The sequence below is a fragment of the Actinomyces ruminis genome (genome assembly GCF_002154335.2).
GTDB classification, from domain to species: Bacteria; Actinomycetota; Actinomycetes; order Actinomycetales; family Actinomycetaceae; genus Actinomyces; species Actinomyces ruminis.
The window spans coordinates 1-22,631 of the sequence record NZ_MTPX02000022.1 but is presented as its reverse complement, the minus strand read 5'-3'; the positions used below and the strand labels follow the sequence as shown (position 1 = coordinate 22,631).

At 67.3% G+C, this 22,631-nt stretch carries 25 protein-coding genes and 2 pseudogenes; 15 read left to right on the top strand and 12 right to left on the bottom strand.

Features of this window, described 5'->3' with window-relative positions; translation table 11 throughout:
• Positions 1-10 precede the first annotated feature (10 nt).
• From BW737_RS19350 to BW737_RS03455, 6 genes are all read right to left on the bottom strand, one after another.
• Positions 11-199, bottom strand: coding sequence for a family 1 glycosylhydrolase (locus BW737_RS19350; protein WP_338063846.1), 189 nt, complete (start codon positions 197-199; stop codon positions 11-13).
• Position 200: 1 nt separating this feature from the next.
• Positions 201-569 carry a PTS lactose/cellobiose transporter subunit IIA gene (locus BW737_RS03475; RefSeq protein ID WP_086615741.1) on the bottom strand — a complete coding sequence of 123 codons (369 nt, stop codon included), beginning with the start codon at positions 567-569 and terminating at the stop codon, positions 201-203.
• A 3-nt stretch (positions 570-572) separates the two neighbouring features.
• The gene (locus tag BW737_RS03470) at positions 573-2,012 is read right to left on the bottom strand and encodes a PTS sugar transporter subunit IIC (protein WP_086615740.1); all 1,440 of its coding nucleotides are present in this window, start codon (positions 2,010-2,012) and stop codon (positions 573-575) included.
• A complete protein-coding gene (locus BW737_RS03465) occupies positions 1,999-2,322 on the bottom strand; it encodes a PTS sugar transporter subunit IIB (RefSeq protein WP_086615739.1) in 324 nt (107 codons plus the stop codon). Before BW737_RS03465 ends, BW737_RS03470 begins: the two co-directional genes overlap by 14 nt.
• 153 nt (positions 2,323-2,475) lie before the next feature.
• Entirely contained in the window at positions 2,476-3,744 is a 1,269-nt protein-coding gene (locus BW737_RS03460) for a PTS sugar transporter subunit IIA (protein WP_086615738.1), read from the bottom strand.
• The gene (locus BW737_RS03455) at positions 3,636-4,475 is read right to left on the bottom strand and encodes an HTH domain-containing protein (RefSeq protein WP_180272039.1); all 840 of its coding nucleotides are present in this window, start codon (positions 4,473-4,475) and stop codon (positions 3,636-3,638) included. The genes BW737_RS03460 and BW737_RS03455 overlap by 109 nt, the downstream gene beginning before the upstream one ends.
• A gap of 190 nt (positions 4,476-4,665) precedes the next feature.
• On the opposite strand from BW737_RS03455, the gene BW737_RS03450 reads away from it, so the two are divergent.
• On the top strand, positions 4,666-5,409 hold the full coding sequence (locus tag BW737_RS03450; RefSeq protein WP_143233249.1) for a GNAT family N-acetyltransferase: 744 nt from the start codon (positions 4,666-4,668) through the stop codon (positions 5,407-5,409).
• Between the two features lie 29 nt (positions 5,410-5,438).
• On the opposite strand, the pseudogene BW737_RS03445 reads toward BW737_RS03450, so the two are convergent.
• Both BW737_RS03445 and BW737_RS03435 read right to left on the bottom strand, forming a co-directional pair.
• Positions 5,439-6,552, bottom strand: a pseudogene (locus BW737_RS03445) (aspartate-semialdehyde dehydrogenase).
• Positions 6,549-8,040, bottom strand: a pseudogene (locus BW737_RS03435) (aspartate kinase). The pseudogenes BW737_RS03445 and BW737_RS03435 overlap by 4 nt, the downstream one beginning before the upstream one ends.
• 683 nt (positions 8,041-8,723) lie before the next feature.
• On the opposite strand from BW737_RS03435, the gene BW737_RS03430 reads away from it, so the two are divergent.
• From BW737_RS03430 to BW737_RS03415, 4 genes are all read left to right on the top strand, one after another.
• Positions 8,724-9,038, top strand: a complete 315-nt coding sequence (locus BW737_RS03430) for a hypothetical protein (RefSeq protein WP_143233248.1) — start codon at positions 8,724-8,726, stop codon at positions 9,036-9,038.
• 6 nt (positions 9,039-9,044) lie between these two features.
• Positions 9,045-10,979 carry a hypothetical protein gene (locus tag BW737_RS15990; RefSeq protein WP_086615733.1) on the top strand — a complete coding sequence of 645 codons (1,935 nt, stop codon included), beginning with the start codon at positions 9,045-9,047 and terminating at the stop codon, positions 10,977-10,979.
• A gap of 202 nt (positions 10,980-11,181) precedes the next feature.
• Positions 11,182-11,439 carry a hypothetical protein gene (locus BW737_RS03420; RefSeq protein ID WP_086615732.1) on the top strand — a complete coding sequence of 86 codons (258 nt, stop codon included), beginning with the start codon at positions 11,182-11,184 and terminating at the stop codon, positions 11,437-11,439.
• Between the two features lie 85 nt (positions 11,440-11,524).
• Complete coding sequence (locus BW737_RS03415) at positions 11,525-12,046, top strand: DUF6301 family protein (protein ID WP_086615731.1); 522 nt, start codon at positions 11,525-11,527, stop codon at positions 12,044-12,046.
• A 338-nt stretch (positions 12,047-12,384) separates the two neighbouring features.
• Here BW737_RS03415 and BW737_RS03410 read toward each other — a convergent pair whose 3' ends face one another.
• Both BW737_RS03410 and BW737_RS03405 read right to left on the bottom strand, forming a co-directional pair.
• Positions 12,385-12,951 (bottom strand): hypothetical protein, encoded by a 567-nt coding sequence (locus BW737_RS03410; RefSeq protein WP_086615730.1) that lies wholly within the window; start codon positions 12,949-12,951, stop codon positions 12,385-12,387.
• A gap of 6 nt (positions 12,952-12,957) precedes the next feature.
• On the bottom strand, positions 12,958-14,004 hold the full coding sequence (locus BW737_RS03405; protein WP_086615729.1) for an AAA family ATPase: 1,047 nt from the start codon (positions 14,002-14,004) through the stop codon (positions 12,958-12,960).
• A gap of 119 nt (positions 14,005-14,123) precedes the next feature.
• On the opposite strand from BW737_RS03405, the gene BW737_RS03400 reads away from it, so the two are divergent.
• From BW737_RS03400 to BW737_RS16640, 9 genes are all read left to right on the top strand, one after another.
• Positions 14,124-15,134 carry an ABC transporter ATP-binding protein gene (locus BW737_RS03400; protein WP_086615728.1) on the top strand — a complete coding sequence of 337 codons (1,011 nt, stop codon included), beginning with the start codon at positions 14,124-14,126 and terminating at the stop codon, positions 15,132-15,134.
• Complete coding sequence (locus BW737_RS03395) at positions 15,131-16,201, top strand: ABC transporter permease (RefSeq protein ID WP_086615727.1); 1,071 nt, start codon at positions 15,131-15,133, stop codon at positions 16,199-16,201. The genes BW737_RS03400 and BW737_RS03395 overlap by 4 nt, the downstream gene beginning before the upstream one ends.
• 90 nt (positions 16,202-16,291) lie before the next feature.
• Positions 16,292-17,311, top strand: coding sequence for a sensor histidine kinase (locus BW737_RS03390; RefSeq protein WP_180272038.1), 1,020 nt, complete (start codon positions 16,292-16,294; stop codon positions 17,309-17,311).
• The gene (locus BW737_RS19815) at positions 17,251-17,379 is read left to right on the top strand and encodes a hypothetical protein (protein WP_420835698.1); all 129 of its coding nucleotides are present in this window, start codon (positions 17,251-17,253) and stop codon (positions 17,377-17,379) included. Before BW737_RS03390 ends, BW737_RS19815 begins: the two co-directional genes overlap by 61 nt.
• Complete coding sequence (locus BW737_RS03385; RefSeq protein ID WP_086615725.1) at positions 17,376-18,032, top strand: response regulator; 657 nt, start codon at positions 17,376-17,378, stop codon at positions 18,030-18,032. Before BW737_RS19815 ends, BW737_RS03385 begins: the two co-directional genes overlap by 4 nt.
• Positions 18,033-18,254: 222 nt before the next feature.
• On the top strand, positions 18,255-18,884 hold the full coding sequence (locus BW737_RS03380) for an ABC transporter ATP-binding protein (RefSeq protein ID WP_257210426.1): 630 nt from the start codon (positions 18,255-18,257) through the stop codon (positions 18,882-18,884).
• A gap of 64 nt (positions 18,885-18,948) precedes the next feature.
• The gene (locus BW737_RS03375; RefSeq protein WP_218961770.1) at positions 18,949-19,689 is read left to right on the top strand and encodes a hypothetical protein; all 741 of its coding nucleotides are present in this window, start codon (positions 18,949-18,951) and stop codon (positions 19,687-19,689) included.
• A complete protein-coding gene (locus tag BW737_RS16645; protein ID WP_218961769.1) occupies positions 19,686-20,009 on the top strand; it encodes a hypothetical protein in 324 nt (107 codons plus the stop codon). The genes BW737_RS03375 and BW737_RS16645 overlap by 4 nt, the downstream gene beginning before the upstream one ends.
• Entirely contained in the window at positions 20,009-20,437 is a 429-nt protein-coding gene (locus BW737_RS16640) for a hypothetical protein (protein WP_218961772.1), read from the top strand. The genes BW737_RS16645 and BW737_RS16640 overlap by 1 nt, the downstream gene beginning before the upstream one ends.
• 159 nt (positions 20,438-20,596) lie before the next feature.
• On the opposite strand, the gene recR is transcribed toward BW737_RS16640, so the two are convergent.
• Both recR and BW737_RS15545 read right to left on the bottom strand, forming a co-directional pair.
• Positions 20,597-21,211 carry a recombination mediator RecR gene (gene recR / locus BW737_RS03365; protein WP_086615723.1) on the bottom strand — a complete coding sequence of 205 codons (615 nt, stop codon included), beginning with the start codon at positions 21,209-21,211 and terminating at the stop codon, positions 20,597-20,599.
• 19 nt (positions 21,212-21,230) lie between these two features.
• Positions 21,231-21,902 carry a hypothetical protein gene (locus tag BW737_RS15545; protein WP_143233247.1) on the bottom strand — a complete coding sequence of 224 codons (672 nt, stop codon included), beginning with the start codon at positions 21,900-21,902 and terminating at the stop codon, positions 21,231-21,233.
• 486 nt (positions 21,903-22,388) lie between these two features.
• On the opposite strand from BW737_RS15545, the gene BW737_RS15540 reads away from it, so the two are divergent.
• Positions 22,389-22,631: hypothetical protein (locus BW737_RS15540; RefSeq protein ID WP_143233246.1), on the top strand; the 243-nt coding region annotated here is incomplete at its 3' end.

The following is a 22,631-nucleotide window of genomic DNA, read 5'->3' as shown; positions in this document are numbered from 1 at the left end:
TGGTCGGTTGTCATCTCCTTGTTGGAGCGTCTCTCGGGTGGCAGGTCGCCCCGATAGAGGTTGATGTCGGCCAGGCACCAGCCTTGCCGTCCTCCCGCCAGGCGCCCTCCGCCTGGTTCGCCGCGATGGCGCCGCCCCAGAGGAAGTCCTTGGGAAAGCCGGTGGGCACATTGAGCGCCTCGGTCTTGCTGTCAGTCATTTCATTCATTCCTTGTCTTCGATGCAATCGCCACCGCAGTCTCCAGCACGCGTATGCGCTCCTCCTGTGAGCGGAATACTGGAAGGAGCTTGCGCACCAGACGCAGTTCGCTATAGGCGGTCATAAGAGTGTCTTGCGCGTGGGAGAAGAGAGCGGCATAGGCGATCTGTTCGCCGTCAGCTTCCTGCTGAATAAGAGTGGTGTGAACCTGGTGGGCCTGGCGGATGCAGCCATCGGCCGCGTCCAGAAGCGCGGTAGCCTGGGCAAACTCCGACTGTTCCATGGCCTCCACGGCCCGGTAGGTCTCACGGCGGGCGTCACCGGAGTGGATGAGTATCTGCATTGAGGCGTCAATGATGCTCTGATCCATGTTTCACTCTCCTTCGGGTCGAGGCTTACTGCTCGTAATGGTCAGTTTCCTACCGCCCCGACGCACTCCAGACCGCGTCGTTGCCGCGGTGTCGCCGGCAGATGCGGCTGCCGCCTCGGCTTTTATGCTGCGGGTCGCCTGCACCCTCAGGCGCGGCCGGGATGTGCGGGATGACGATGGCGTGGTCATCTCATCGCTCTCAGCACCTGCCTGCACCGAAGCGGCCTCCTTCTCCAGGGACTGGTGCTCGTAAGCCTTGAAGAACGGGTACCAGATGACCGCGGACACAGCGAAGACGGCGAGCATGAGAATCATGGCAGTCAGGGACCGGGTAGTTATCCAGGTCGCCAACGGGTAGGGCGTATACCAGAGCTCGAACTGGTTCATCGGGATCGGTGCGAAGTGGATCGTCTTGGTGAATAGCCAGATGATGATCGGTGGGATCACGCCTTGCAGCCACATGGGGATCATGAGCACCGGGTTCCAGGCGATGGCCCCGAAGACGACCGGCTCGTTTATGTTGGCGATCATCGGCGGGATGCAGGCCCGCCCCAGGGCCTTCAACCGGGTCGACTTGGATCGAGACATCATGATTACGAGCGCCATCGTGTTGCCGATTCCGCCGAACCAGAGGTAGGTGGAGAACAGCATCGTGGACGTGACCAGGTTCTGCGCGGTGCCGGCCATATTCGCCTGAATGGCGGCCAGCAGCACCGGGGTGGTGACTGGGGTCAACACCCACGTGGAGATGCCCATGGAGTACAGGAAGCAGTAGATGAAGCACATCAGCGGGAAGCCCCAAGGGGATTCAATTACGCCCGCAAGCGGGCGGAACACCGCCAGCACCGCGTTGTAAACATCCAGCCCCAGCAGGTCCACGCACACCCAGCCGAGCGTGACCACCAGCGCCACCGGAATCATCGCGTCGAACCAGGCCCGCACGAACTCGGGGATTACTGAGTCCTCCTTGAACAGGCTGAACCGCCCGAACAGGGACATGATGAATCCAGTCACCACGCCTGCCAGGATGGCGATGAACATGCCGCCCGCCCCGAGGGCCGAGTGGCCGAATCCCGGTTCCCCGTCCTGCACCACCTGCGGGGTGATGATGATGAGGAACAGTATGGTGCCGCAACCCCCGGCAATAAGCCGCTGCTTGCGGAAGTTGCGCTTCTCCATCAGGTTGAAGGGAATGAGGAAGCTCACCAGGAGCGAAAGCATGCCCATGGTCCACCCGTAGGGCGTCCAGAAACTCGGCAGTGACGGGAAGTAGTCGTTGAGGATCGCAAGCATGGCGAATACGGAGCCGACAAGGATGAACGGCAGCACCTGCATGATCGCGTCCTTGATGGACACGATCCAGACGTTGTTGTTCACCTTGGCCATGCGCGGAGAGAAGCTGGTCTCCAGCCAGTGGATGAGGCGTCCATCAGGCGTCCTCATTGAGCACGTCGACCAGGTGCTGGATTGCCGCCTCGCCGTCGAGCGAGGAGTAGTACTCCGGGTGCATGAGGATCGCCGTGACGTCGGCGTCCCCCACGAATGAGTCGATGTCATCGAACACGTAGGACAGGTGCGGTCCGATCATGACTACGTCAGTGTCGTCGATGAAGTTCTTGATCTCGCTCTCGGAGCGGGCGGTCACCTTGATGTTGTAGCCGTGCGCCGCGACTGCTTTGCGCATGTTCGCCGCCATAAACCCGCTGCTGGCGCCGGTGCCGCAAACGAGGAGAACACGGATGTCGTCTGCCATTGTTCCTCCATTGGACCTAGAAGCATGACACGATCAAGTCTGCGCAGAATGCGGGCTCATCTCCACCAGGAAATCTTCCGGGGACCGGAAAACCACTAACGCCCCGTCTGCCCGCACCATCGTCCGCCCACACCGGGGTCGACCCACCGGACGTCAGCCGATTACAAGTTCTCGCAGGGTCTCCATGAGGCGGCTGTAGCTTGTGCCGGCACCAATGAGTGCGTCGACTCCCGCAGGGTCGGACAGGATACGTACCAGCTCGTCAAGCACGTCACGGAAGACGGCGCGGTCCCGAGGGCTGACGGCCATCATGATGACCAGGTTGACCTCGTGGCCTCCCCATGGGATGGGCCGGGTGCTCGTCAGGACGGCCAAGGCGGTGCGGGCGGCGTCCATGTACAACGAGTGCGGCATGGCGAATCGCCCCCCGAATGCCGTCGAGGCGCGCCGCTCGCGGTCGAACACATCCTCAAGGTGTTGGTCGTCGACGGCGGCCTCTCGGGCCAGCAGCGAGTGACAGGTGCGCAGGGCGTCGTCACGGTCGAGCTGTGACTTGGTGTGCACGAACAGGCGCTCATCAGTGAAGGCGACCAGCGCAGACCAGACCTGGTGCCGTTGGGCCCGCTGTCGCTCCTCCAGTACCGCCTGTCGTACGGCGTCGACCTCATTGCGGGTGCACAGCGGGCTGATGCGGACTACCGGAACGGAGGGATCGACGTCGAGCTCTACCGCGGTGACGACGACGTCGCTGGGCCTGCGGGAGACCTCCGGGACTATCTCGGTAACCAGGCGCTCGACGACGGCCAGCCCGTGCAGCCCTTCATTCAGCCTGCGCACCGCATCGTCGGCTACCGACCCGAACCTGGGCACCACCAGCGTTATCGTCACCTGCTGCTCGGCGTCCATGAGCTGCTGGAGGCGAGAGCCGAGGTGTAAGGCGAGAAAGTCCATCTCGGCGCAGGGAATCTCGACACCGAGCGCGGTTTCCACAGCGTGAGAGAAGTAGACGGATAGCTCATGCACCAGCGGGTGGCCCAGTTGGAAGTCGACGCCGAACGGCCGGTCAATGCGCTGCCCGGTACGCAAACGCGCCAGCATGTCTTGCACATGGATGGCCAAGCCGACCAGCGATTCGTCGCCGTCGTACAGTCGCAGCAAGAAGTGCTCGTCGAGCCGCAGCACACAATCGCGGACAACGTTTAGGACCGCCGGGTCCAACCCCTCGCCGTCGGCGTCACGGTGGGTGGAGACCGCGAGGAAGGAAGCGATGAAATCGATTTCCGAATCCGGTAGCGGACGCTCGGCCCACCGTCTCACCCAGTCGGTGACCGCGCGAGCGGTGGCGAAGATATCGGCGTCGTCGACGGCACGCCCGGCAAAGTCGACGGGGTACCCCTCAAGGCAATGTACAGGTGCGTACACAGGTTGAGTAGGACGTACTCGTTCAGAGCGACGCCATGGTCTGCGAGCACGGCACGGACGCCGCGGGTCAGTTCACGCTGCCGCGCCAGGTGTGTGCGCTGCTGGTCCGAGTCCAGATCGTCGTCGCCCGGAGAGAGCAGTATTTGGCGGATGAGCCGTCGACGCCGCTGCTGCGGTCCGTCTATGCGCACGTATGAGCCATGCCGCGTCAGGGTCAGTTCGTGGTCACGCAGGAGCAGGCGGACTCGGCCGAGGTCCGCTTCCAACGTCGACGGGCTCACGAAGAGCCGATCGGCGAGTTCAAACACCTCGCATTCCTGGGATGCCGTGAGGAGAATACGGGCCAGTTCGTTCAGGCGGCCACGCTGGTCGAGGCTTTGGCGTGCGGATCGGCGAGCCGCGTTCTCACGCCTGATTCGGTACACGCGGCGGTCAAGCTGGTAGCCGTAGGGCGTAGACCGGATGAGGTCGTCGTCTTGACCGTCGTTGAGCTCTCTGACGTAGGAGCGGATCGAGCGATCGGTGACTTGCAGCATGGCCGCCAGCGCTCGCACCGACACCGGCCGACTGGCGGCATGGAGTTCGCGCAGGAGTCGTTCGAGCCTGTCCGCCTTGACGACCACGTCCTTATCATCCTCTCGCAACGGTGCAGCCGCGCGGGAATGCCCTTGGACGATGACGCCACGTACAGCACGCGTGGCGGTGGCGATCTCCTGCGCGTTGTACCCCAAGTATGTGCCTAATAGATGAACCGGCGTCGTAGCCAAAGGCGAACCGGCATGGCAAGCCTCCCTGTCCTCGCCCGCGCGCCGCCCCTTCCCAGCGATACCAGAAACACGAAGGCGGCTCCCCACGCCCACCCAGGCCGCCCACCTACCGTCACAGCGACGAACGCTAATTCCGACGATGCCAGGAGACACGATGTCCACCATCACCTACCGCCCCTATGAACCCCGGGACGCCGAAGGCGTCATGGCGATCATCCTCGACGCCTTCCACATTCGCCACTACGCACCGCGCCCCTACTTGGAGCGCTCCGCCGCGGAGGTGTTCCTGTCCGACCGTCTGCTGGCCTCCACCTACGCGCAGGTCGCCGTCGCCACCGACGACGCCACACAGGGCGACGACGACGAGGGCGACACCGAGCGGGTCATGGGCGTCATTATGGGACGGGTCGAGGACGAACTTTCGCTTCCGGCCCGGCCGCTCGCTCACGCTCACAAGCTCGCCGGCCTGACCTGGCTGGCGACAGCGGGAATGCCGCAGCGGGACACGCTCATGCAGGCATTCGGCATCGAGCACCGGTACGCCCAGTTGCACCAGGATGTACTGCTAGGCGGGAACGCAGCCCTCACCGACGAGATCACGCTACTTGCGGTGCATTCCGCCTGTCGGAGCCGCGGGATCGGCACCAGTCTGTACGACGGGTTCATGGAGCACCTGCGCGGCCACGGTCGCAAGGACTTCTTCCTGTATGCGGACTCGCTGTGCAGCTACGAGTTCTGCGAGCAACAGGGACTGACGCGTGCAGCCGCACGGGAGTTGCGGCTAGACGTTCCCGGCCTGTCGGAGCGGGTCGGCGTGTACCTGTACGCCGGCGAGGTGCCGCCTGCTGACCTCAATGAAGCGGAGGCGCCGATTGTGCCGGTCTCGGCAGGTCACTAGTGCCGGTCTTGATGAGGGGACGGGCGGGCTCAGGCGGCCGCCAGGTCGGCGACGACGAGCTCGGCCAGCTGGACGGCGTTGAGCGCGGCGCCCTTGCGCAGGTTGTCGCCCACCGCGAACAGCGCGATGCCGTGGCCGTCGTCCCAGGCGCCGTCGGCGCGCACGCGGCCCACGAAGGTGCCGTCGCGGCCGGCTGACTTAAGCGGGCTGGGCACCTCCTCGTAGGTGACGCCGGGGGCGGCGCGCAGCAGCTCGATGGCCCGCTCGGGGCTGAGCGGGCGCTCGAACTCGGCGCTTACGCTCACGCCGTGCCCGGAGAACACCGGGATGCGCACGCAGGTGCCGGATACGCGCAGGTCCGGGATCCCCAGGATCTTGCGGGATTCGTTGCGCAGCTTCTGCTCCTCGTCGGTCTCCCCGGAGCCGTCGCCGGCGTCGTTACCGGCCCAGGCGACGGCGTTGAAGGCGATCGTGTCCACGTACACGTCCGGCGCGGGGAAGGTGACGGCCCGCCCATCCAGGGCGAGTGCCTCGAGGTCCTGCCCCTGCTCGACGACGGTGCGCACCTGCCCGGCGAGCTCGGCCACCCCGGCCCGTCCGGAGCCGGAGACGGCCTGGTAGGTGGAGGCGACCAGGCGCTTGAGCCGGCCTCGTCGTGCAGCACCTTCAGGGCGGGCATGATCGCCATGGTGGTGCAGTTGGGGTTGGCGATAATGCCTTGGGCCGGTCGGCCAGCGCCTCGGGGTTGACCTCGGCGACCACCAGCGGCACCTGCGGGTCCTTGCGCCAGGCGGAGGAGTTGTCCACCACGACGGCGCCGGCGGCGGCGAAGCGGGGGGCGTACTCGCGCGAGGCGGCCCCGCCGGCGGAGAAGATCGCCACGTCGATGCCGGTCAGGTCGGCGGTGGCGACGTCCTCCACCTCGATGCGCGCCCCCCGGAACTCGAGCATGCTTCCGGCGGAGCGGGCGGAGGAGAACAGGCGCAGGCTGCGGGCGGGGAAGGCGCGCTGGGCCAGCATGGCGAGCATGACCCGGCCGACCTGGCCGGTGGCGCCGACGACGGCGATACTCACGCCGTCGGCCGGGCCGGTGTACTCATTGGCGGGTCCGGCCTGTGGGATCTGCTGGCTCTGGTTGCTCATCGTCCGGTACCTCCATAGACGACCGCCTCGGCGGCCTCGGCGTCGAGGCCGAAGGCGGAGTGGACGGCGCGTACGGCCTCGTCGAGCACGGCGTCGTCCACCACCACCGAGATGCGGATCTCGGAGGTGGAGATCATGTCGATGTTGATTCCGGCCTCGCTCAGGGCGCCGAACAGCTTGGCGGATACGCCCGGGTGGGAGCGCATGCCGGCGCCCACCAGGGAAAGCTTGCCGATGTTGGGGTTGAAATGCAGCGTCTTGAAGCCGAGCTCGTCCTGAGCGGCCTCCAGGGCGGCGCGGGCCTTGGCGGAGTCGCCGTCGGGGCAGGTGAAGGAGATGTTGGTCAGGCCGGTGCCCTCGGCGGACACGTCCTGCACGATCATGTCGATGTTGGCGTCGGTGCGGGCCACGATCTCGAAGATGCGGGCGGCGGCGCCGGGGATGTCGGGCACGCCGACCAGGGTGATCTTGTCCTGGCTGCGGTCGTGGGCGATGCCGGAAATGACGGGGGCTTCCACGTGATCCTCCTGAGCGGACGGGTGCGGGCGGGCCTGGGCGCGGGCGTGACGGCGCGGGTGTGAGCGGCACCCACGGAGGCGCTGTCGGGTGGCACGGCGTCGGCCGGAGCGACGACGCGGCCGGTGATGGCGTCCATGGCGGGCGCCGGCGCGGTGTTGGCCGGCGGGGCGGGGGCGGCGGCGGAGGGGACGTCGTCGTCGGCGCCTGGGAGCACGGGCGGGATGAAGGCGCCCTCGCGGCGGCCGTCGTAGATCCAGGTGCCGGTCTTATCGGAGAAGGAGGAGCGCACGTGCAGGGGCACACCGAAACGGCGGGCGTACTCCACCGCGCGCAGGTGCAGGATCTTGGCTCCGTTGGCGGCCATTTCCAGGGTCTCCTCACTGGAGAGAGCTCGATGCGGCGGGCCGTGGGGACGATGCGCGGGTCGGCGGTGAACAGGCCGTCGACGTCGGTGTAGATCTCGCAGACGTCGGCGTTCAGGGCGGCGGCCAGCGCCACGGCGGTGGTGTCGGAGCCGCCGCGGCCCAGGGTGGTGACGTCCTCGACCTCGTTGATGCCCTGGAAGCCGGCGACGACGGCGACCGCCCCCATCTGGATGGCGCGGGCGATGCGCTCGGGGATCACGCCGACGATGCTGGCGCGCCCGTACTTGGAGTCGGTGAGCACGCCGGCCTGGGCGCCGGTGTAGGCGCGGGCGGGCACGCCCAGCTCGCCGATGGCCATGGCCAGCAGCGCCATGGAGATGCGCTCGCCGGCGGACAGGAGGATGTCCATCTCGCGAGCGGGCGGGCGGGCGGAGATGGCGCCGGCCATGTCGAGCAGGTCGTCGGTCGTGTCACCCATGGCGGAGACGACCACCACCACGGTGTTGCCCGCCTTGCGGGTGGCGACGACGCGCCTGGCGACGCGGCGAATCGCCTCAACGTCGCTGACGGATGAGCCTCCGTATTTCTGCACGACCAGTGCCATGTGGGGGTTCCTGCCATTGTGCTGCCGGTACGGTCGTTGCCAGCACCGACTCGGCGGGCGCGCCCGCGCGGGGCGTCCCGGCGTCCTCGGCGTGGCGTCTGACCCAAGCATACGGCCCGCGTGTTACGGCAACTCACGGCGACCGGTAGGTGGGCGCGGGGTCGGGCCCGAAGGGGTGAGGCATTGATTAACGCATCGGCTCCGACCAGGGTTGCATCACAGGTAGGACACACCTAAGGTTGCCGCATGGCGAGCGTTATGGTTTCGTCATTATCCCTGTTGGTTCCTGAAAGGTCTGGTTGATGGTTGACGACGGCGCCCAGCGGGACCGCTCCGCATCCGCGGTGGGCGGGGACCTCCCGGCGCCTCCGCCGCCAGGGTCTTCGGCCGGGCCGTTGCAGGGTCGGCATGCTGCTACGCCGCCGAGTGCGTACGGGGTGATGCCGAGCGGTGCGCCCCGCGGGGATTCCTCCGGCACGCCCGCTCCCGCTGCTGGGTCGGCGCCTGACCGGGTGTCGGGGTATGGGGTGATGCCGTCCGCGGCCGGTCCTGGTGTGCGTGCCGACTCTGTGCAGGGGTATGGGTTTGTGGTGCCCGCGTCGCCCTCGTACGGCAGGCCGCCAGGCCGGCAAGCGGCGCAGCCGGCCCATTTTGTCGCGCCGACTGCGAGTACGGCAGCGACGGTGGGCGCGGATCATGCCTTATCGGTTTTGGATGTGCCGGCGGAGTGGTGGGAGCGGGCGCTGGATGGCTGGCGGGGCTGGTGGGCGCGCCATGCGGGTTTCGCGCGCGCAGTGGTGCGCGTGCAGCAGGTGGCCTCCATTGCCGTGCTGGTGGTGGGGGTGGTGGCGCTGGTGGCGGTGCCGCGCTTGGCGATCGGGCTGGTGCCCGCGCTGTTCATGACCGGCTGCCTGCTGGTCATTGGACTGCTGGCGCGCACCCGCACCGTGGGGCTGCGTCCGCTGTTGCTGCTGATGGGCATCAGCGTGCCCTGGTAGGTCCTGGTGGCGCTGGCCACCCAGGCGATCGGTGAGGCGATCGGGCTTTCCACCAGCGATGACGGCGCCCTCATCGCGTTGGCAGCGTTTGTGGAGGAGCCGGGCAAACTGCTGCCGCTGCTGGCCCTGGCGCTGTTGGCGCCGGGCCGGATCCGGCGTCTGGCGGCGGTGGACTGGGCGCTGCTGGGCTTCGCCGCCGGGGCGGGTTTCACAATCGCGGAGGACGGCGCCCGCCGCCTGGTGCCCCCGGGCATGCTCGCCCAGCTGCTGGGAGAAAACTTACGTGGGTACACCTTCAACCCCTGGACGGACGGACAGTTCCTGATACACGGGGGCAGTTGGGCCGAGAACCTCCTGGAGCTGGACACCCCGGTGGAGGTGGTGGCCACCGGGCACCAGATCCCCACCATGGGCGTGGCTATGGGCATCGCCCTGGGCCTGGCCCTGTGGCGCACCGCAAGGCCCTGGTGGCGCATGCTGGCGTGGCTGCCGCCGGTGGTCATGCTGACGACGGCGATCGTGGATCATGCCTGCTACAACGCCACCGTCGGCTGGACCGGCTGGGCCGACCAGGACACCGCCATCCCCACCTGGATACGCCTGGCCTGGCAGGTGCGCGGGCAGGGGCGCACCCAGATCGCCGTCTCCATGGCCCTGTTCGTCACCTGCATGCTGGTCGACGCCCGCCGCCGCCACCGCGCCGGCGTGTTCGGCGACGTCGCCATCGAGGCCCCCAAGGCACCCGCCCTGCCCATGACCGGGGCCCCGGCCGCCCTACGGGCCCCGGTGCAGGCCCTGGTGTGGCTGGTTGCCTACGGCTGGTCGGACCTGGCGGTCATGGCCGCCGCGTACGGGGACCGGGCCCTGAGCCGCAGGGCGCGCATGGCCGAGGGCCGGGCCATGGGCGTGCAGGTGCGCGGGGTGCGCCAAGACGCCATGACCGTGACCACCCCCGGCACCGAGCCGGCCGCGCGCAACGCCTTCCGCCTAATCGCACTCGCAGTCGGAGCGGTGATGCTGGCGGTCTGCTGGTGGTACGGCACCACCCTCGCCCAGGACATCGGCTCCTGGCTCCAACAGCCCGACTGGCCCTACTTCTTCGCCGGCCTGCTGGACGGCCTTGCCCAGTGGTGGGACTCCCTGGGCACGCTCGGCCAGATCCTGGTCACCGCCCTAGCCGTCCTCGTCCTGGCCTGGGGCGGCCTATCGGTGGCCGCGGCGCTGGGCGCCGTCGGCGTGGGCACCTGGGCCCTGTCCCACGGGCGCGGCATCGCCACCTTCATCCAGGACCCCGCCGCCGCCACCCGCTCCTACACCGCCAACGCCACCTGGGAACAGCTCCTGCTGGACGGCGCCGACTTCGCCCTGACCTTCATACCCGGCTCCGCCCTCGGACTCGGCACCCGCAAAGCAGCCCGCACTGCAGCCGAAAGCGTCGCGGTCTCACGCGCCGCACGCCGCAACGCCGAAACCCTCACACACCAAACCAGCCGCACCACCACTCACACCTGGACCGAGCAGGGCGTACGCGACTGGATTAATAACTTGCAGCCCGTAGTGCGCAAACCATCAACCACCGCAATCCAATACCAGCACCGAGTCCTGGGCACCGACGTCGAACGCGTCATCCCAACAGGCGTCGGAGACGAAACAATAATCGCCGACGCCGTGACCGCCGACGGCAACATCGCCATAGCCTTCGACGCCAAACACACCAAAGGAGGCTCCGGAGCACTATACGAAGGCGGCAGGCCAGAATTCTTGTACAAGGACTTCGACCGTGAGATAAGACGCTACGGCCAAGCGATACTCAACCCGAACAACCCCCTTGGAGGCCTTACCATCGTCACCAACACCGACAAAGCTGCAGAGTTCCTCGGGCAACGCGCCCGCAGCATACTCGGGCACGACTTCCCACTCATCATCAAGGTAGTTCCTTGACAACACAACATTGGAGTTAGGATATAGTCATGAGCGAGCGATATTCAATACTACCCCCGGGACCCACCACCCTGACAATTGCCGACAAGGACACATTCATCCGCGCAGCACGGGCCCAGTGGCTAGATGCCGAATCGTACAAGCGGGCCTCAGCCCAGAGGACTCCGACGCCGACGCGTACCCTGTTTTCGAAGGACATGAGGTGGAGATATGTCATTTTCCGGAGAACAAGGTCATTTCCTGCTCCGGGCCATTCAACCAACCAGGGGTAGCCGAGGTCGCCGCGTGGGTGCGTTCTCTCAATCCTGATCCGAATCTTGTTCTGTGGCTCACGGACACATTCTTCACTGGTCACGTCGTCCTCACACCAGGCATCACAGCCGACGAGATTCGCGCCTCGTGGGTAGACCACGCCGAGCACGACCCGACGGTCGAGTACCCGGAGTACTTCGGCAACTAAGCCGGCACCTCCGCCCCACCACCTGCACCCCCATCCACAGACACCTCTGCCTCACCGCACATGGCCTCAGCAGAAGCCGCCCACCATGACCGAGATAAAAATACTTCCCGTCGAGCGCGCCATCGAGTGGATCCGCGCCTGGGCCGAGCTCGACTGGCCCATCACCTGGGAGACCGCCTACGCCACCCGCGACAAACTCGGCTGGACACCCAACCCACAAGACCCCGAACTATTCACCACAGAACTCACCGTCAACGAAGACGGGGGATACCTAACACGTCTGGATGGCCAGTGCAGCGGGGTATCGATACCACTCTGCTCCCGCAACCTGCGGGCCGAGCCAAACAGCCCCTGGGCTTCATCGCTGTGGCAGGCTTACGACGCCATCGCCGGCGCACTCACAGCGCTGTACGGTACCGGCAAACAAACCGGGAACCGAACTAAGGTTCTTCAGACCGACTGGATACTCAACAACCAAGTCACTGTAAGCCTCGTAGCCTCGGACAAGTCCATGAGCGTCATGCTGGACTCGCCCGAAGTCACCGCGATTGATCAATGGGAGTTGTACTACATTGAGAAGTACGGTGAGGACTATGTCGACGACTGACCCCGACACCGCGCCCGGCGACACCACCTCCAGCGTCGGCCCGAACCACCAATCGGATGCGCCGCTACGCAGCATGCGATTCCTTCCCGTCGAGCACGCCGTCGAGTGGATCCGCGCCTGGGCCGTCCAATCCGTTCCATCGCGCCCGCATTGTCACAAACGGTGACAAAGGACCCCGAGGCGCTGGCTCACGACTCACGAAACGTTGGAATCGTGCGGTTGTGAAAACCAATCCGGGCACCGAGTCCGGCATTTGTCACCATTTCGGACAATGCCAGCCACCGATCGCCCCGCTCTCAGTCCTCCTCGTCGACCCTATTGCCCGATGGCGCGCTCTACTACGTCTGCCGATGAGCATTACGACCCTGTTCGCTCCATCTCGCGGTCCACGGAACAGTCGGTGGGTCTTCCCGGCCCGTGATGACGTGGACCTTGCCGTTGACGACGCGGCGGAGCGACTTGCGGAACTCCTGCCGATAGTTCGCCATCGTCTGCTGTGCGGCGGCTTGCCGACCTCGCCTCGCGTGCGGCTGTGCGCCGGGCAAGTCGATGCGCAGCGCTACATACAGCTTCCGGGCCCTCACCGCCTTGCGGCACGTCTCCCGCTCGGTGTGCTCGTCGCGGGTTCCCGCGTGCAGGCCCGCGAGCGTGTCCATGACCTTCTCGGAAACAACAGCAACCAGGTCCTTAGGCACCTTCGCCTCCTGGTAGGCATAGTCCTTGGCCTCGATGAGCCACAGATGTTCGCCGTCCAAGGCAACGATGTCGCAGCCATGCAGCGCCTTGCCAGCGGTGTCCAGGACCTTGCTGAGGGTGTTCCTGAAGAACGGCCACTCATCGTACTTGCTCGCCTCCCAGCCGTCGGGGAAGGACAAGCTTGCGCCGTCGACCTCGAGCTCCACCATGGGGGGTCACCGGTAGAGGTAGCGGGTGGACTGCTCGAGCTCGGCGTCGAGGGCCGTGATGACGGGCAGGTCGTCAAGGTCATCGGCCTGAGTTACCGCCACCAGGCCGCGGTCGCTGCGGTCGAACCCGAAGTAGCGGTTGTCCGCAGCCTCCTGCTCGTCGAGCATCTGAAGCTCGCGCAGGAGGAAGAGGCTGTGGGTGGCGAGGAAGACCTGAACTCCACGGCGGGCGAGTCCGGCGATGAGCGGGGCGAGGAGCCGGATGGAAGCGGGGTTGAGGTTGGCCTCGGGCTCATCCCAGAAGAGGTAACCCTGATCCTTGAGGACCCCGTTGGCAAGGAGCACCTGGATCATGCCGAGCTTGCGGTGCCCCTCAGAGACCAGCGGCGCCTCAAGTTGGAAACCTGAATCACCCTCAGTGTCGCGACACAGGACAAAGCGGTCATCCCGGACCTCGAAGCGTCCGCCGACGATGTCACCGATGACGTCCTCGATCTCCGTGTCGGAGCGGTCCTTGAGGCGGGGGCGGTAGAGCAGCGTCGCCAGGTCGTTCCAGGTCTCATCGAAGGGGACCTCATAGGTGGCGAAGAGCGAGCGGAGTCCGTGGGCAACCGAGAGGATCTCGTGTGCGGGAATGAAGACCGGGAAGTCGCGGGGGCGGCGGAAGCTGACGTTGAGGAAGACATTGGCGTCACCGGGTATCTCGTCGTCCGAGAACACGTAGACGAGATCGCTTTCGTCGTCCAGCGTGAGGCCAAGACGCGTCGGACGTTGCCCATGCGTGGTGAGAGAACTGATCGAGTCCACGTTGAAGACGCCGCGCAGCTTGTCAGGGAGGTTCCCTGGCCAGCTATCGACACCCGCCCCGCGCCGTACCGGGTTCGACTTCTCCGAGGCCACCGCCGTCATGGCATACAGCAGCTTGAGGAGCATGGACTTGCCGGTGTTGTTCGTGCCTACAAAGACATTGATCTGAGCCGAGAAGGTCAGGTCGGCCGACGCGAAGGGCCCGAAGTTGGTCACGCCAAGGCGTGTGATCGGCTGGTCAACCATGACTGAATCCTACCGGCGACGCGCGGAAAGCCTGCCCTCTCCCGACCGATGCCGACTACCACGCGCCGTGCCGGGCGACGAGCTCGCCACCCCATGACGTAACCGTTACATTAACCCCCATGAGCATTGAGGCGACCCAGGTCACACGCTTCTTCGGGTCGGCGCCGGCCGTGCAGCGGCTGAGCCTGTCAGCCCCCTCCGGTGCCATCACCGGCCTGGTCGGCCCCAACGGGGCGGGCAAGACCACCCTGCTGCTCATGCTGGCGGCACTGCTGCGTCCGGATACGGGCACGATCAAGGTTGCGGGTCTAGACCCGGTCACCCAGCCGCGCCAAGTGCACCAGGCGGTTGGCTGGATGCCGGACGCCTTCGGCACTTGGGACTCGCTGACCTGCACGGAGATTCTGCTGACCTTCGCCGCCGCCCAGGGGCTCGACGACGTAACCGCCCGCGAACGCACCGCCGACATGCTCACCCTGGTGCATCTAGACGATATGGCCCGCACCCCGGCACGGGTGCTCTCGCGTGGGCAGAAGCAGCGCCTGGGTCTGGCGCGAGCACTCGTCCACGCCCCACGGGTACTGCTGCTCGACGAGCCCGCTGCCGGCATGGACCCCCGCTCACGCGCCGATCTGCGCGGCATTCTGCGAGACCTGGCTGGTCAGGGGGCGACGGTGCTGGTCTCCAGCCACGTGCTGGGCGAGTTGGAGGAGATGGTCGACGGCGTCGTCTTCATGTCCCGCGGGCGTGCGGTTGTGCCGCCCGGCGCCGGCCCCGCCGACGAAGCCGCTGCGGCCTTAGGCCAGGACGCAGAAGAACCTGGTGCGGAGTCCGGGGCAGGGACTGCGGCGGCCGGAGGCGTGGTGCCGGTGCGCCCAACGCCGCTGCGCACCAGCTGGCGGATGCGTGCCCTGAACCCCGAGCGGCTGGCCGCATGGGCGCGCGCGGGAACACCGCCGGGCGCCGTCCTCGATCCCGACGGTTCCGTGCATTTGGAAGTGCCCGACGACGCCGCTGCGGCACGCATACTGCGGCAGGCCGTTGAGGATGGAGTCGAGGTGGTGTCCTTCGCGCCGGTGACCGGTGCACTGGAGGCGGCGTACCTCGCAATGGAAGAGGAGCGGGCATGAGTCGACAGGGCATACGCACCGTGATGGTGTTGGAGTTGCGGCAGCGAGTGCGGTCGACCCGCTGGTGGGTGATGCTGCTGGTGTGGGCGCTGGTGCTCGTGGTGCTGTTCGTGGGCATGACGGGACTGTCCGTCTCCGCGGGCATGGAACGTGAGGAGTTCGCGCCGGGCCTGTACGACGTGGTGCTGTGCTTCGTACTCGGGATCGGGCTGATCGTGGCACCCACACTGTCGGCCACCTCCATTAACGGGGACCGTGCCGACGCGACCCTGGCACTGTTGCAGGCGACGGCGCTGCGTAGTCAGGAGATCGCCGTCGGGAAGCTGCTGGCGGCGTGGGCGGCGGCCATGGCATTCCTAGCGGTGGCGCTGCCATTCCTGCTGATACTGACCGCGGTGGGCGGGGCGACCCTGCTGGCGCTGCTGGGCCACCTGCTACTGCTGGTGTTCACGCTGGGATCGGTGTGCGGCATCGGCCTGGGCTTCTCCGCGCTGACGGCCCGCACCTCGGCGTCGGCGGTGCTGACCTACCTACTGGTGGCGGCGCTGACGGTTGGCACCCCCATGGCCACCGCGATCGCCACCCCCATAGTGCAGGAGCGCCAGGAGCGGATCACTTACAGCATCGACTACGACGCCTCCACGGATGACGAGCTGGTGTGCCGGGAGGATCCCTACCGGTACCACACCACGGTCACTCACGCCGAGCGAATCTGGTGGATGCTCGTCCCCAATCCCTTCGTGGCACTGGGCGATGTTTCGGCCCGCGCGCCGCTGAACCGCTACCACTCTGAGAGCTTGCTGGAGGGGCTCGGCCGCGGAATCGACGAGATGCGCGATCCGCAGTCCTCAGGAACAACGGTCAGTAACCCCTGCGCCGAGCAGTCCGATGACCGCGACGACAGCATCTACGAGAACTCACGGGACGAGTCTGAGGCTGGCCACGTGGCGTTTTGGCCAGCTACCGCGGCGCTGCTGTTGCTGCTCGGCGCGGGCGGAGCCTGGGTGGCAGCCCGCCGCCTGCGGGTCCCGGCGGGTCCGCTCCCCCGCGGCATCCGGTTGGCCTGAACCGCCGACGAGCATGCGGCAGTTGTGTAGTCCGAATGGATGACGCCCGTCATCACAAAAACCGGTAGGTTGCGCAACATGGACGCGAGAATGCTCTGGCGTATGCCGTCGCTCTCGTTGGTCATCAACGCGGGAGCGGCCGCCGTCGTAGCCGGGCTGTTCTGGGCCCCGGCGCTGACCGCCGCTCATCCGGCGTCCCGGTCAATCGGCGCCCTGCTCGCCGCCGTCACCGCAGCGGCGACGCTGATGCGCTGGCGGCTGCCATTCGCAGCCCCGGCAACCGCATTAATCGCCACCGCGATCGGTTGGCGCCTGGGACTGGCCACAGATCCGATGCTCGCCGCGGCGTGGTGCCTGTACCCGCTGGCGGTCAGGTACGGCTCCCGGACGCACGCCTTCCATCTCGCGGCCGTCATCGCCCTGATCCTGTCGGCGGCTCTCTTCGGCACCCCGGCCACGGGTTCAATGACGCAGCGCATCGTGGCCTCCTGTCTGGCCCTTGGGGTCTCCTGGCTACTCGGCTGCGCGGAGTCCCGCAGGCTCGCCGCTGCCAATGAGGCCGTGCAACAACGAGCTGCGGCCCTGCGCGCCCGGCAGCAGGTGGCGATCTCTCGGGAGGTGCACGACGTCGTCGGCCACGCGCTCAGCGTCATTCGGGCGGAGGCCGACGTCGCCCGCTGCATCTCCTCAACACGGGACGAACTGCGAGCGAGCCTGGTGGATATTGAGCGACGCGCAGGCGCCGCCCTGGAGGAGGTCCAGCAGTTGGTGCGCACCCTGCGCGCCGACGACCCGGCCCTCCCCGCTGCACCGTCACTCCAGGAACTGATCACGGCGGCGCGGGTGAGCGGTCTCGACGTCAACTCCGAGCTCAACATCCCGGCGCTCGCGCCTGAGCTCGAGGCAGTGGTCTCCCGCGTGGTGCAGGAAGCCCTCAGCAACGTTGTGCGGCATTCCGGGGCCTCGGCGTGCACGGTCGCTGTCAGACCCGACGGCGAAGCCTCACCGTCCGCGTCGATGACGACGGCACCGGCATACCCTCTCGGCTGGTGCCCGGCTCGGGCTTGGCGGGTATGCGTGAGCGGGTCGAGTCGGTCGGCGGCTCCCTAGCAGTTTCCTCTCTAGCGCACGGTGGCACGCGGCTGCTGGCGCGGATACCGTTGCGGGAGGAACGGTGAACACGCCAATCACCGTGTTCCTCGCTGACGACGACGCCGATTTCCGCCGCGTCTATCGGCGCCTGTTCGAGTCCGTCGACGGGTTCCGCGTCCTGGGCGAGGCGGGAACCGTCCCGGAGACGATCCGAAAGATCACCGCGCTGCGCCCGGACGTGTCGCTCATAGACATGCAGATGCCCGGCGGCAGCGGGATCGACGTACTGCGCGGCATCGTCGAGTCTGACACACGGGCCATCGTGCTCACCGCCTTCGACCTGGACGAGTACGTGGCTGACGCGCTGAAGCAAGGCGCCGCGGGCTTCCTGCTGAAGAACGCCTCCTCCTCCGAGGTTCTCAGCGCGGTGCGGGCCGTGCACGCCGGACACGCCTGGTTGGCGCCGGAGGTGACCGCAAGGCTGATGGGCCAGTTCGAGCAGCGACCATCCCACTCGCACCACCCGTTCGCCCAGGTGCGTCTGAGCGAGAGGGAGCTCCAGGTGATCCGGCTGGTAGCCCAGGGGCGCTCCAATCGGCAGATCGCCGAGGAGCTGTACCTGGCCCTGCCCACTGTGCGCACCTACCTGAGTCGGCTGTTCACGAAGCTGGACGTCAGCGACCGCACGCAACTGGCCGTGCTCGCCCACCAGGCGGGGCTGCTGTACGAGTCCCGCTGACCCGGCTCTGCGCGCACCCGGGATGGACTGGCACCCGTCAATGTCGACTTTTGCACGACGCGGCGCCGAGTCTCTCGGTGGAACGGTAGTGGCCGGCAGTACACCGCCGCCTCACTGACCCGGAAGGGAGATCCACCGGATGATCGAGATTGTTGACGTGACCAAGAGGTACGGGGGCAATACCGCGGTCGACCGGGTCGCTTCACCGCCAAGCCCGGCCGCGTGACCGGCTTCCTCGGACCGAACGGGGCCGGCAAGTCCACCACGCTGCGCATCCTGCTTGGCCTGGACCGCCCCGACTCCGGCACCGCGCTGATAGACGGGCGCCCGTACACTGCCCTGAAGCAGCCGCTGCGCACCGTCGGCGCGATGCTCGACGGCGCCTCCGCCGTGCCGGAGCGTCGCGGGGTCGACCACCTGCGCTGGATCGCCCAGTCCAACCGGATACCCGCCCGCCGCGTCGACGAGGTGCTCGAACAGGTTGGGTTGGCCGACGCCGGCACGACGCGGGTGCGCAAGTACTCGCTCGGTATGCGCCAGCGTCTGGGGCTGGCTGCCGCCCTGCTGGGCGAGCCGCGCTTCCTGGTGCTGGACGAGCCGGTGAACGGCCTCGACCCCGAGGGTATCCGTACCATCCGAGCCTTCCTGCGCCGTTACGCCGACGCCGGCAACACCGTGCTGCTGTCCAGCCACCTTCTGGGGGAAGCCGCTCAAACGGTCGACGACATTGTCATCATCAACCGGGGACGGATCATCGCCGACGGCACTCTGGATGAGATCACTGCGGGCCACACCTCACTTGAGGATGCCTTCTTCGCCCTCACCGATGCTCACCCCGGACAAGGTTGGTGAACCGCATGGTCGCCGTCGGCCGCTCGGAACTCACCAAGCCCTCACCCTGCCCAGCGTCTGGATCATGATGCTGCTCCTCACCGCGATTCTCCTCCTGTTCCAGTTCCAGTCTTTCGTCTTCAACCAGGAGTTGGTCGCGAACCTCCGTAGCGACGGAACCAGTGAGGTGGACGGTCTCTTGATCGTCGCCGATACGTCTGTCCTCACCGACTACGTCGCCTACATCTTCAACCCCGCCATCCTGACGCCCCTGCTTGGCGCCGTCATCGCCGGCGCCGAGTTCCGTACCGGCCAGTTCGGCATGAGCGTGCTCGCCGTCCCTGATCGCGGACGCCTGTTGGCAGGAAAGCTCACTGCCGTAGCGGTCCAGGTACTGATCCTCGGCGTCATTTGGATCGGTGTGGCCAAGGCGCTGCTCCACCTGGCGGTCCGTGGCTCCGATGCACTTGTGGATGATGTGTGGTCGCCGAGCTTCCTCCTGGCTGACTCCCGCGTCCTGCTGTTCATGGTTGCCACCACTGTGTTCATCTATGCCCTCACCCTGATAGCGCGTAAGACGCTCGTCGGCGTCATTGTCACGGTGCTGCTGGTCATGGTGACCATGACGCAGGTGCTGGCGCTTGTCTCCCCCGCCGTCGACGCGCTGACACCCTTCAGCGCCGCACGGAACCTGGTGCTGGCCGGCAGCGACGTCGCCGTCCCGCTGACCGGCAGCCCCGCCTGGGGTGCGGCCGTGCTGCTCGGTTGGGCGGTGGTCGCCTGCGTCGTCGCTGTGGCGGGCGTGCTCAGTAGGGACGCCAAATGAGCACAGCTCGACCGCTTCCCATCCGCCGTCGCGACATCGTGGCCGGTGAGGTCACCAAACTGGTGACTGCCCCATCCACGCTCATCATGGTGGCGGTCGCCACCTGCGCGAACCTGGTCTTGGCCGTAGTCGACGTCTCCGGGGTCGGTTTCTACACCCACCCCGACCAAGTCGAACCGGCCTCCATCTCCTCCTTCGGCATGGTCATGTTCGCCCCCGTGTACGCCTTCCTTGTGCTTCCCGTTTACGCCGCCGCGGGCGAGCATCGGGGCGGGCAGCTCCGCATGACGCTCCTGGCGGTACCGGATCGACGAGCCTAATGGCGGGCAAAACCGCCAGCATGCTGGTCGTGGTCACCGTCACCACAGCCGTCGCGGTCACCCCCGCCAGACTTACTATCGACATCGCCGCCGACTTGGGCATCGGCGAAGTCTTGCTGGACGTCGCCCGCTGGGCCGCGGCCTACCTGCTGATGTCGGTGATCGCCTTCGGCCTGGCCGGGCTGCTGCGCTCCGCGATCGCGGCCCTAGGAATCCTGATCACCGTGCCCATCATCGTCGGCACCGGCATCCTGCAATGGCCCCAGGTCCTGCGCCTCCTCCCCGACCAGGCCGCCCTCAGCCTGCTCGGAGCCCCCGGCTACGACGTCACCGCCCTGCCGCCCGCGGCCGCCGCGCTTGTACTCGCCACCTGGGCGGGTCTGTGCCTCGCGGCTTACGCCCTCGCCCTCATCCGCCGCGACACGTAGCACACACGCGCCCCACGGGCCCCGCATTGTCGCAAATGGTCACAAACGCCCGATTCGGCCGCCCAGCCCGATTACGAAACCGCATGATTCCAACGATCCGTGAGCAGTCATTCGGTGTCAAAAGCTCGTTTGTGACCATCTCAGACAATGCGCCCTGGTTCAGCCCTCCTCATCAACACGACGGCGCCCCTCAAAGGCCCGCCCGAGGGTGACCTCGTCGGCGTACTCCAGGTCGCTGCCAACGGGCAGGCCGGAGGCGAGCCGCGAGACGGGCACGGCCATGGTGCGCAACATACGCGTCAAGTAAGCAGCAGTCGCCTCGCCAACCACATCAGGATCCGTAGCCAAAATAACCTCCTCCACGATGCCGTCCCCCACCCGGGCGAACAGCTCACGAATACGCAGATCATCCGGCCCGACCCCATTGATCGGGTCAATGGCCCCGCCCAACACGTGGTACAGCCCCCGATACTCACGGGTCCGCTCAATCGCGACAACATCCTTCGGCTCCTCCACCACGCAGACGACCCTCCGGTCACGACGCGGATCGCGGCAGACGGCGCACTGCTCCTCCTCCGAGACATTCCCACAGGTGACGCAGAAGCGCACGCGGGACTTGACGGCACGCAGCGCCTCCACCAGCCGCTCGACGCTCTCGGCGTCCGCCGACAGGATGTGGAAGGCAAGCCGCTGAGCGGACTTAGGGCCGATTCCGGGTAGTTCGCCGAACTGATCGACGAGGTCCTGAAGTGCGCCTTCGTAGGCAGCGGGCAAGGTCAGTGTCCTTCCTGGGTCACGGTGACTTCCTCCAGAACGGTGGCGCCCAGGAGGCGTTTGACGACTTCCAGCCCGACGACGCCGGCTTCCTCGGCGTCCTCATCGTCCTCGCTGGGCAGGTCGTCCTCGATGGCGGTGCGGCGGGGGTCCAGCGCTCCACCGTTGTGGTTGCGGGCTCCGCCGCGGGCAGCCGCTCTGGCGGCCGCCTGGGCGGCAGACAGCCGCGACGCTCCGGCTGTAGGCCGAGGTCCTCCGGTCCATCGGGATCACCGGGCTCCTCGGGCAGAGGCACGCCATCGGAGAAGGTCTGGGCCGGTGCATCCCAGGCTACCGGCGCCAGCCGGTGCGATCGGGCACCCTCCGGGGCATCCGCCGGAGCCGGATCTGGAGAACCCGCCGACATGCCGGTCGCCGCTCCGGGGGTCCGGGCCGACTCGACGGCGCCGGAAGAATCCGCCGCGGGCGGCGACGCCGGACTGGGTACCTGCGGCAGGGGCCGCAGCCGGTGGACCGTGGCAAGTGGGGCGGCGTCAGGATCGGTGTCATCCACGGGTGTGGGCGCCGGGTCCGCGCTGCCGGGGGTAATCGGGTCGGTGTCTGCGGGGGCGGTCGCCTCGCCATCCGCAGAGCCTGCCGGCGGCTGGGCGTGCGGGTTCTCGGGGCCCGCGTCGGCGGTGGCCGTGCCCATGGGGTTGTCATTGGCGCGCGTCGCTGCGGGTCGACCGGCGCCGGCGAAGTGGGGTGGGCAGAGGTGACGGGTGCCGGAGTCGTAGCGCTTTCCGCGGGGGCCGCCTGTTCCCGAGCGACGTGGCCACCGCCGGGGACGGCGACCTCGCCCCAGCCGTCGTCGCCGCTGGGGAGCGGTGTGGGAGCGGGGCTATGCGGGGCGCCGGCATGATCTTGCGCTCCGGCAGGGGTGCGCCCGCCGTCGTTTCCGGGGCCCTGCCCGGGGCTGGCACCCGCGCCGGGCCGCGCACCGTAGCCGCGGTTACCGTCAAACCCACCCGGGTTGCCCGGACCACTGGGGCCTCCCCGCGGCCCGGCGGGCCCACCGGGCCCAGCTAGCACGGCGTGCACCTCGAGGTTGAGGCCGAGCGCCTGACGAATCGCCTGCGCGAGCACAGGACCGTGGCCTCCGGCCTCGAAGGCGTTGGCCAGCCCCTGTCCGGTGAAGATGACCTGGAAGACACCGTCATTGATGCCGCCGGGCTGGGAGTTGGGGCCGACCAGCGCCCAGGTGGCCCGCCGCGAGCGCTTGGCCGCATCGAGCACCTCCTCCCAGCGAGCGCGGATCATCTCGGCGTCGGCGGAGCCGGGTTGTGTGGGTGAGCTCGGGCGTCGCTCCGGCGCGCCGGGCCGGGTGCCGTGCTCGGGCGCGGCCGGAGCCGCGGTGTGGGCGGCGGGCGGCTCCTGGGAG

What these genes read in the sequence shown, in the direction of transcription:
- BW737_RS19350 (WP_338063846.1), bottom strand. Translation starts at nt 199, where the DNA reads ATGACTGACAGCAAGACCGAGGCGCTCAATGTGCCCACCGGCTTTCCC.
- BW737_RS03475 (WP_086615741.1), bottom strand. Translation starts at nt 569, where the DNA reads ATGGATCAGAGCATCATTGACGCCTCAATGCAGATACTCATCCACTCC.
- BW737_RS03470 (WP_086615740.1), bottom strand. Translation starts at nt 2,012, where the DNA reads ATGAGGACGCCTGATGGACGCCTCATCCACTGGCTGGAGACCAGCTTC.
- BW737_RS03465 (WP_086615739.1), bottom strand. Translation starts at nt 2,322, where the DNA reads ATGGCAGACGACATCCGTGTTCTCCTCGTTTGCGGCACCGGCGCCAGC.
- BW737_RS03450 (WP_143233249.1), top strand. Translation starts at nt 4,666, where the DNA reads ATGTCCACCATCACCTACCGCCCCTATGAACCCCGGGACGCCGAAGGC.
- BW737_RS03415 (WP_086615731.1), top strand. Translation starts at nt 11,525, where the DNA reads ATGACCGAGATAAAAATACTTCCCGTCGAGCGCGCCATCGAGTGGATC.
- BW737_RS03410 (WP_086615730.1), bottom strand. Translation starts at nt 12,951, where the DNA reads ATGGTGGAGCTCGAGGTCGACGGCGCAAGCTTGTCCTTCCCCGACGGC.
- BW737_RS03405 (WP_086615729.1), bottom strand. Translation starts at nt 14,004, where the DNA reads ATGGTTGACCAGCCGATCACACGCCTTGGCGTGACCAACTTCGGGCCC.
- BW737_RS03400 (WP_086615728.1), top strand. Translation starts at nt 14,124, where the DNA reads ATGAGCATTGAGGCGACCCAGGTCACACGCTTCTTCGGGTCGGCGCCG.
- BW737_RS03395 (WP_086615727.1), top strand. Translation starts at nt 15,131, where the DNA reads ATGAGTCGACAGGGCATACGCACCGTGATGGTGTTGGAGTTGCGGCAG.
- BW737_RS03390 (WP_180272038.1), top strand. Translation starts at nt 16,292, where the DNA reads ATGCTCTGGCGTATGCCGTCGCTCTCGTTGGTCATCAACGCGGGAGCG.
- BW737_RS03375 (WP_218961770.1), top strand. Translation starts at nt 18,949, where the DNA reads ATGATGCTGCTCCTCACCGCGATTCTCCTCCTGTTCCAGTTCCAGTCT.
- BW737_RS16645 (WP_218961769.1), top strand. Translation starts at nt 19,686, where the DNA reads ATGAGCACAGCTCGACCGCTTCCCATCCGCCGTCGCGACATCGTGGCC.
- BW737_RS16640 (WP_218961772.1), top strand. Translation starts at nt 20,009, where the DNA reads ATGGCGGGCAAAACCGCCAGCATGCTGGTCGTGGTCACCGTCACCACA.
- BW737_RS15545 (WP_143233247.1), bottom strand. Translation starts at nt 21,902, where the DNA reads ATGGGCACGGCCACCGCCGACGCGGGCCCCGAGAACCCGCACGCCCAG.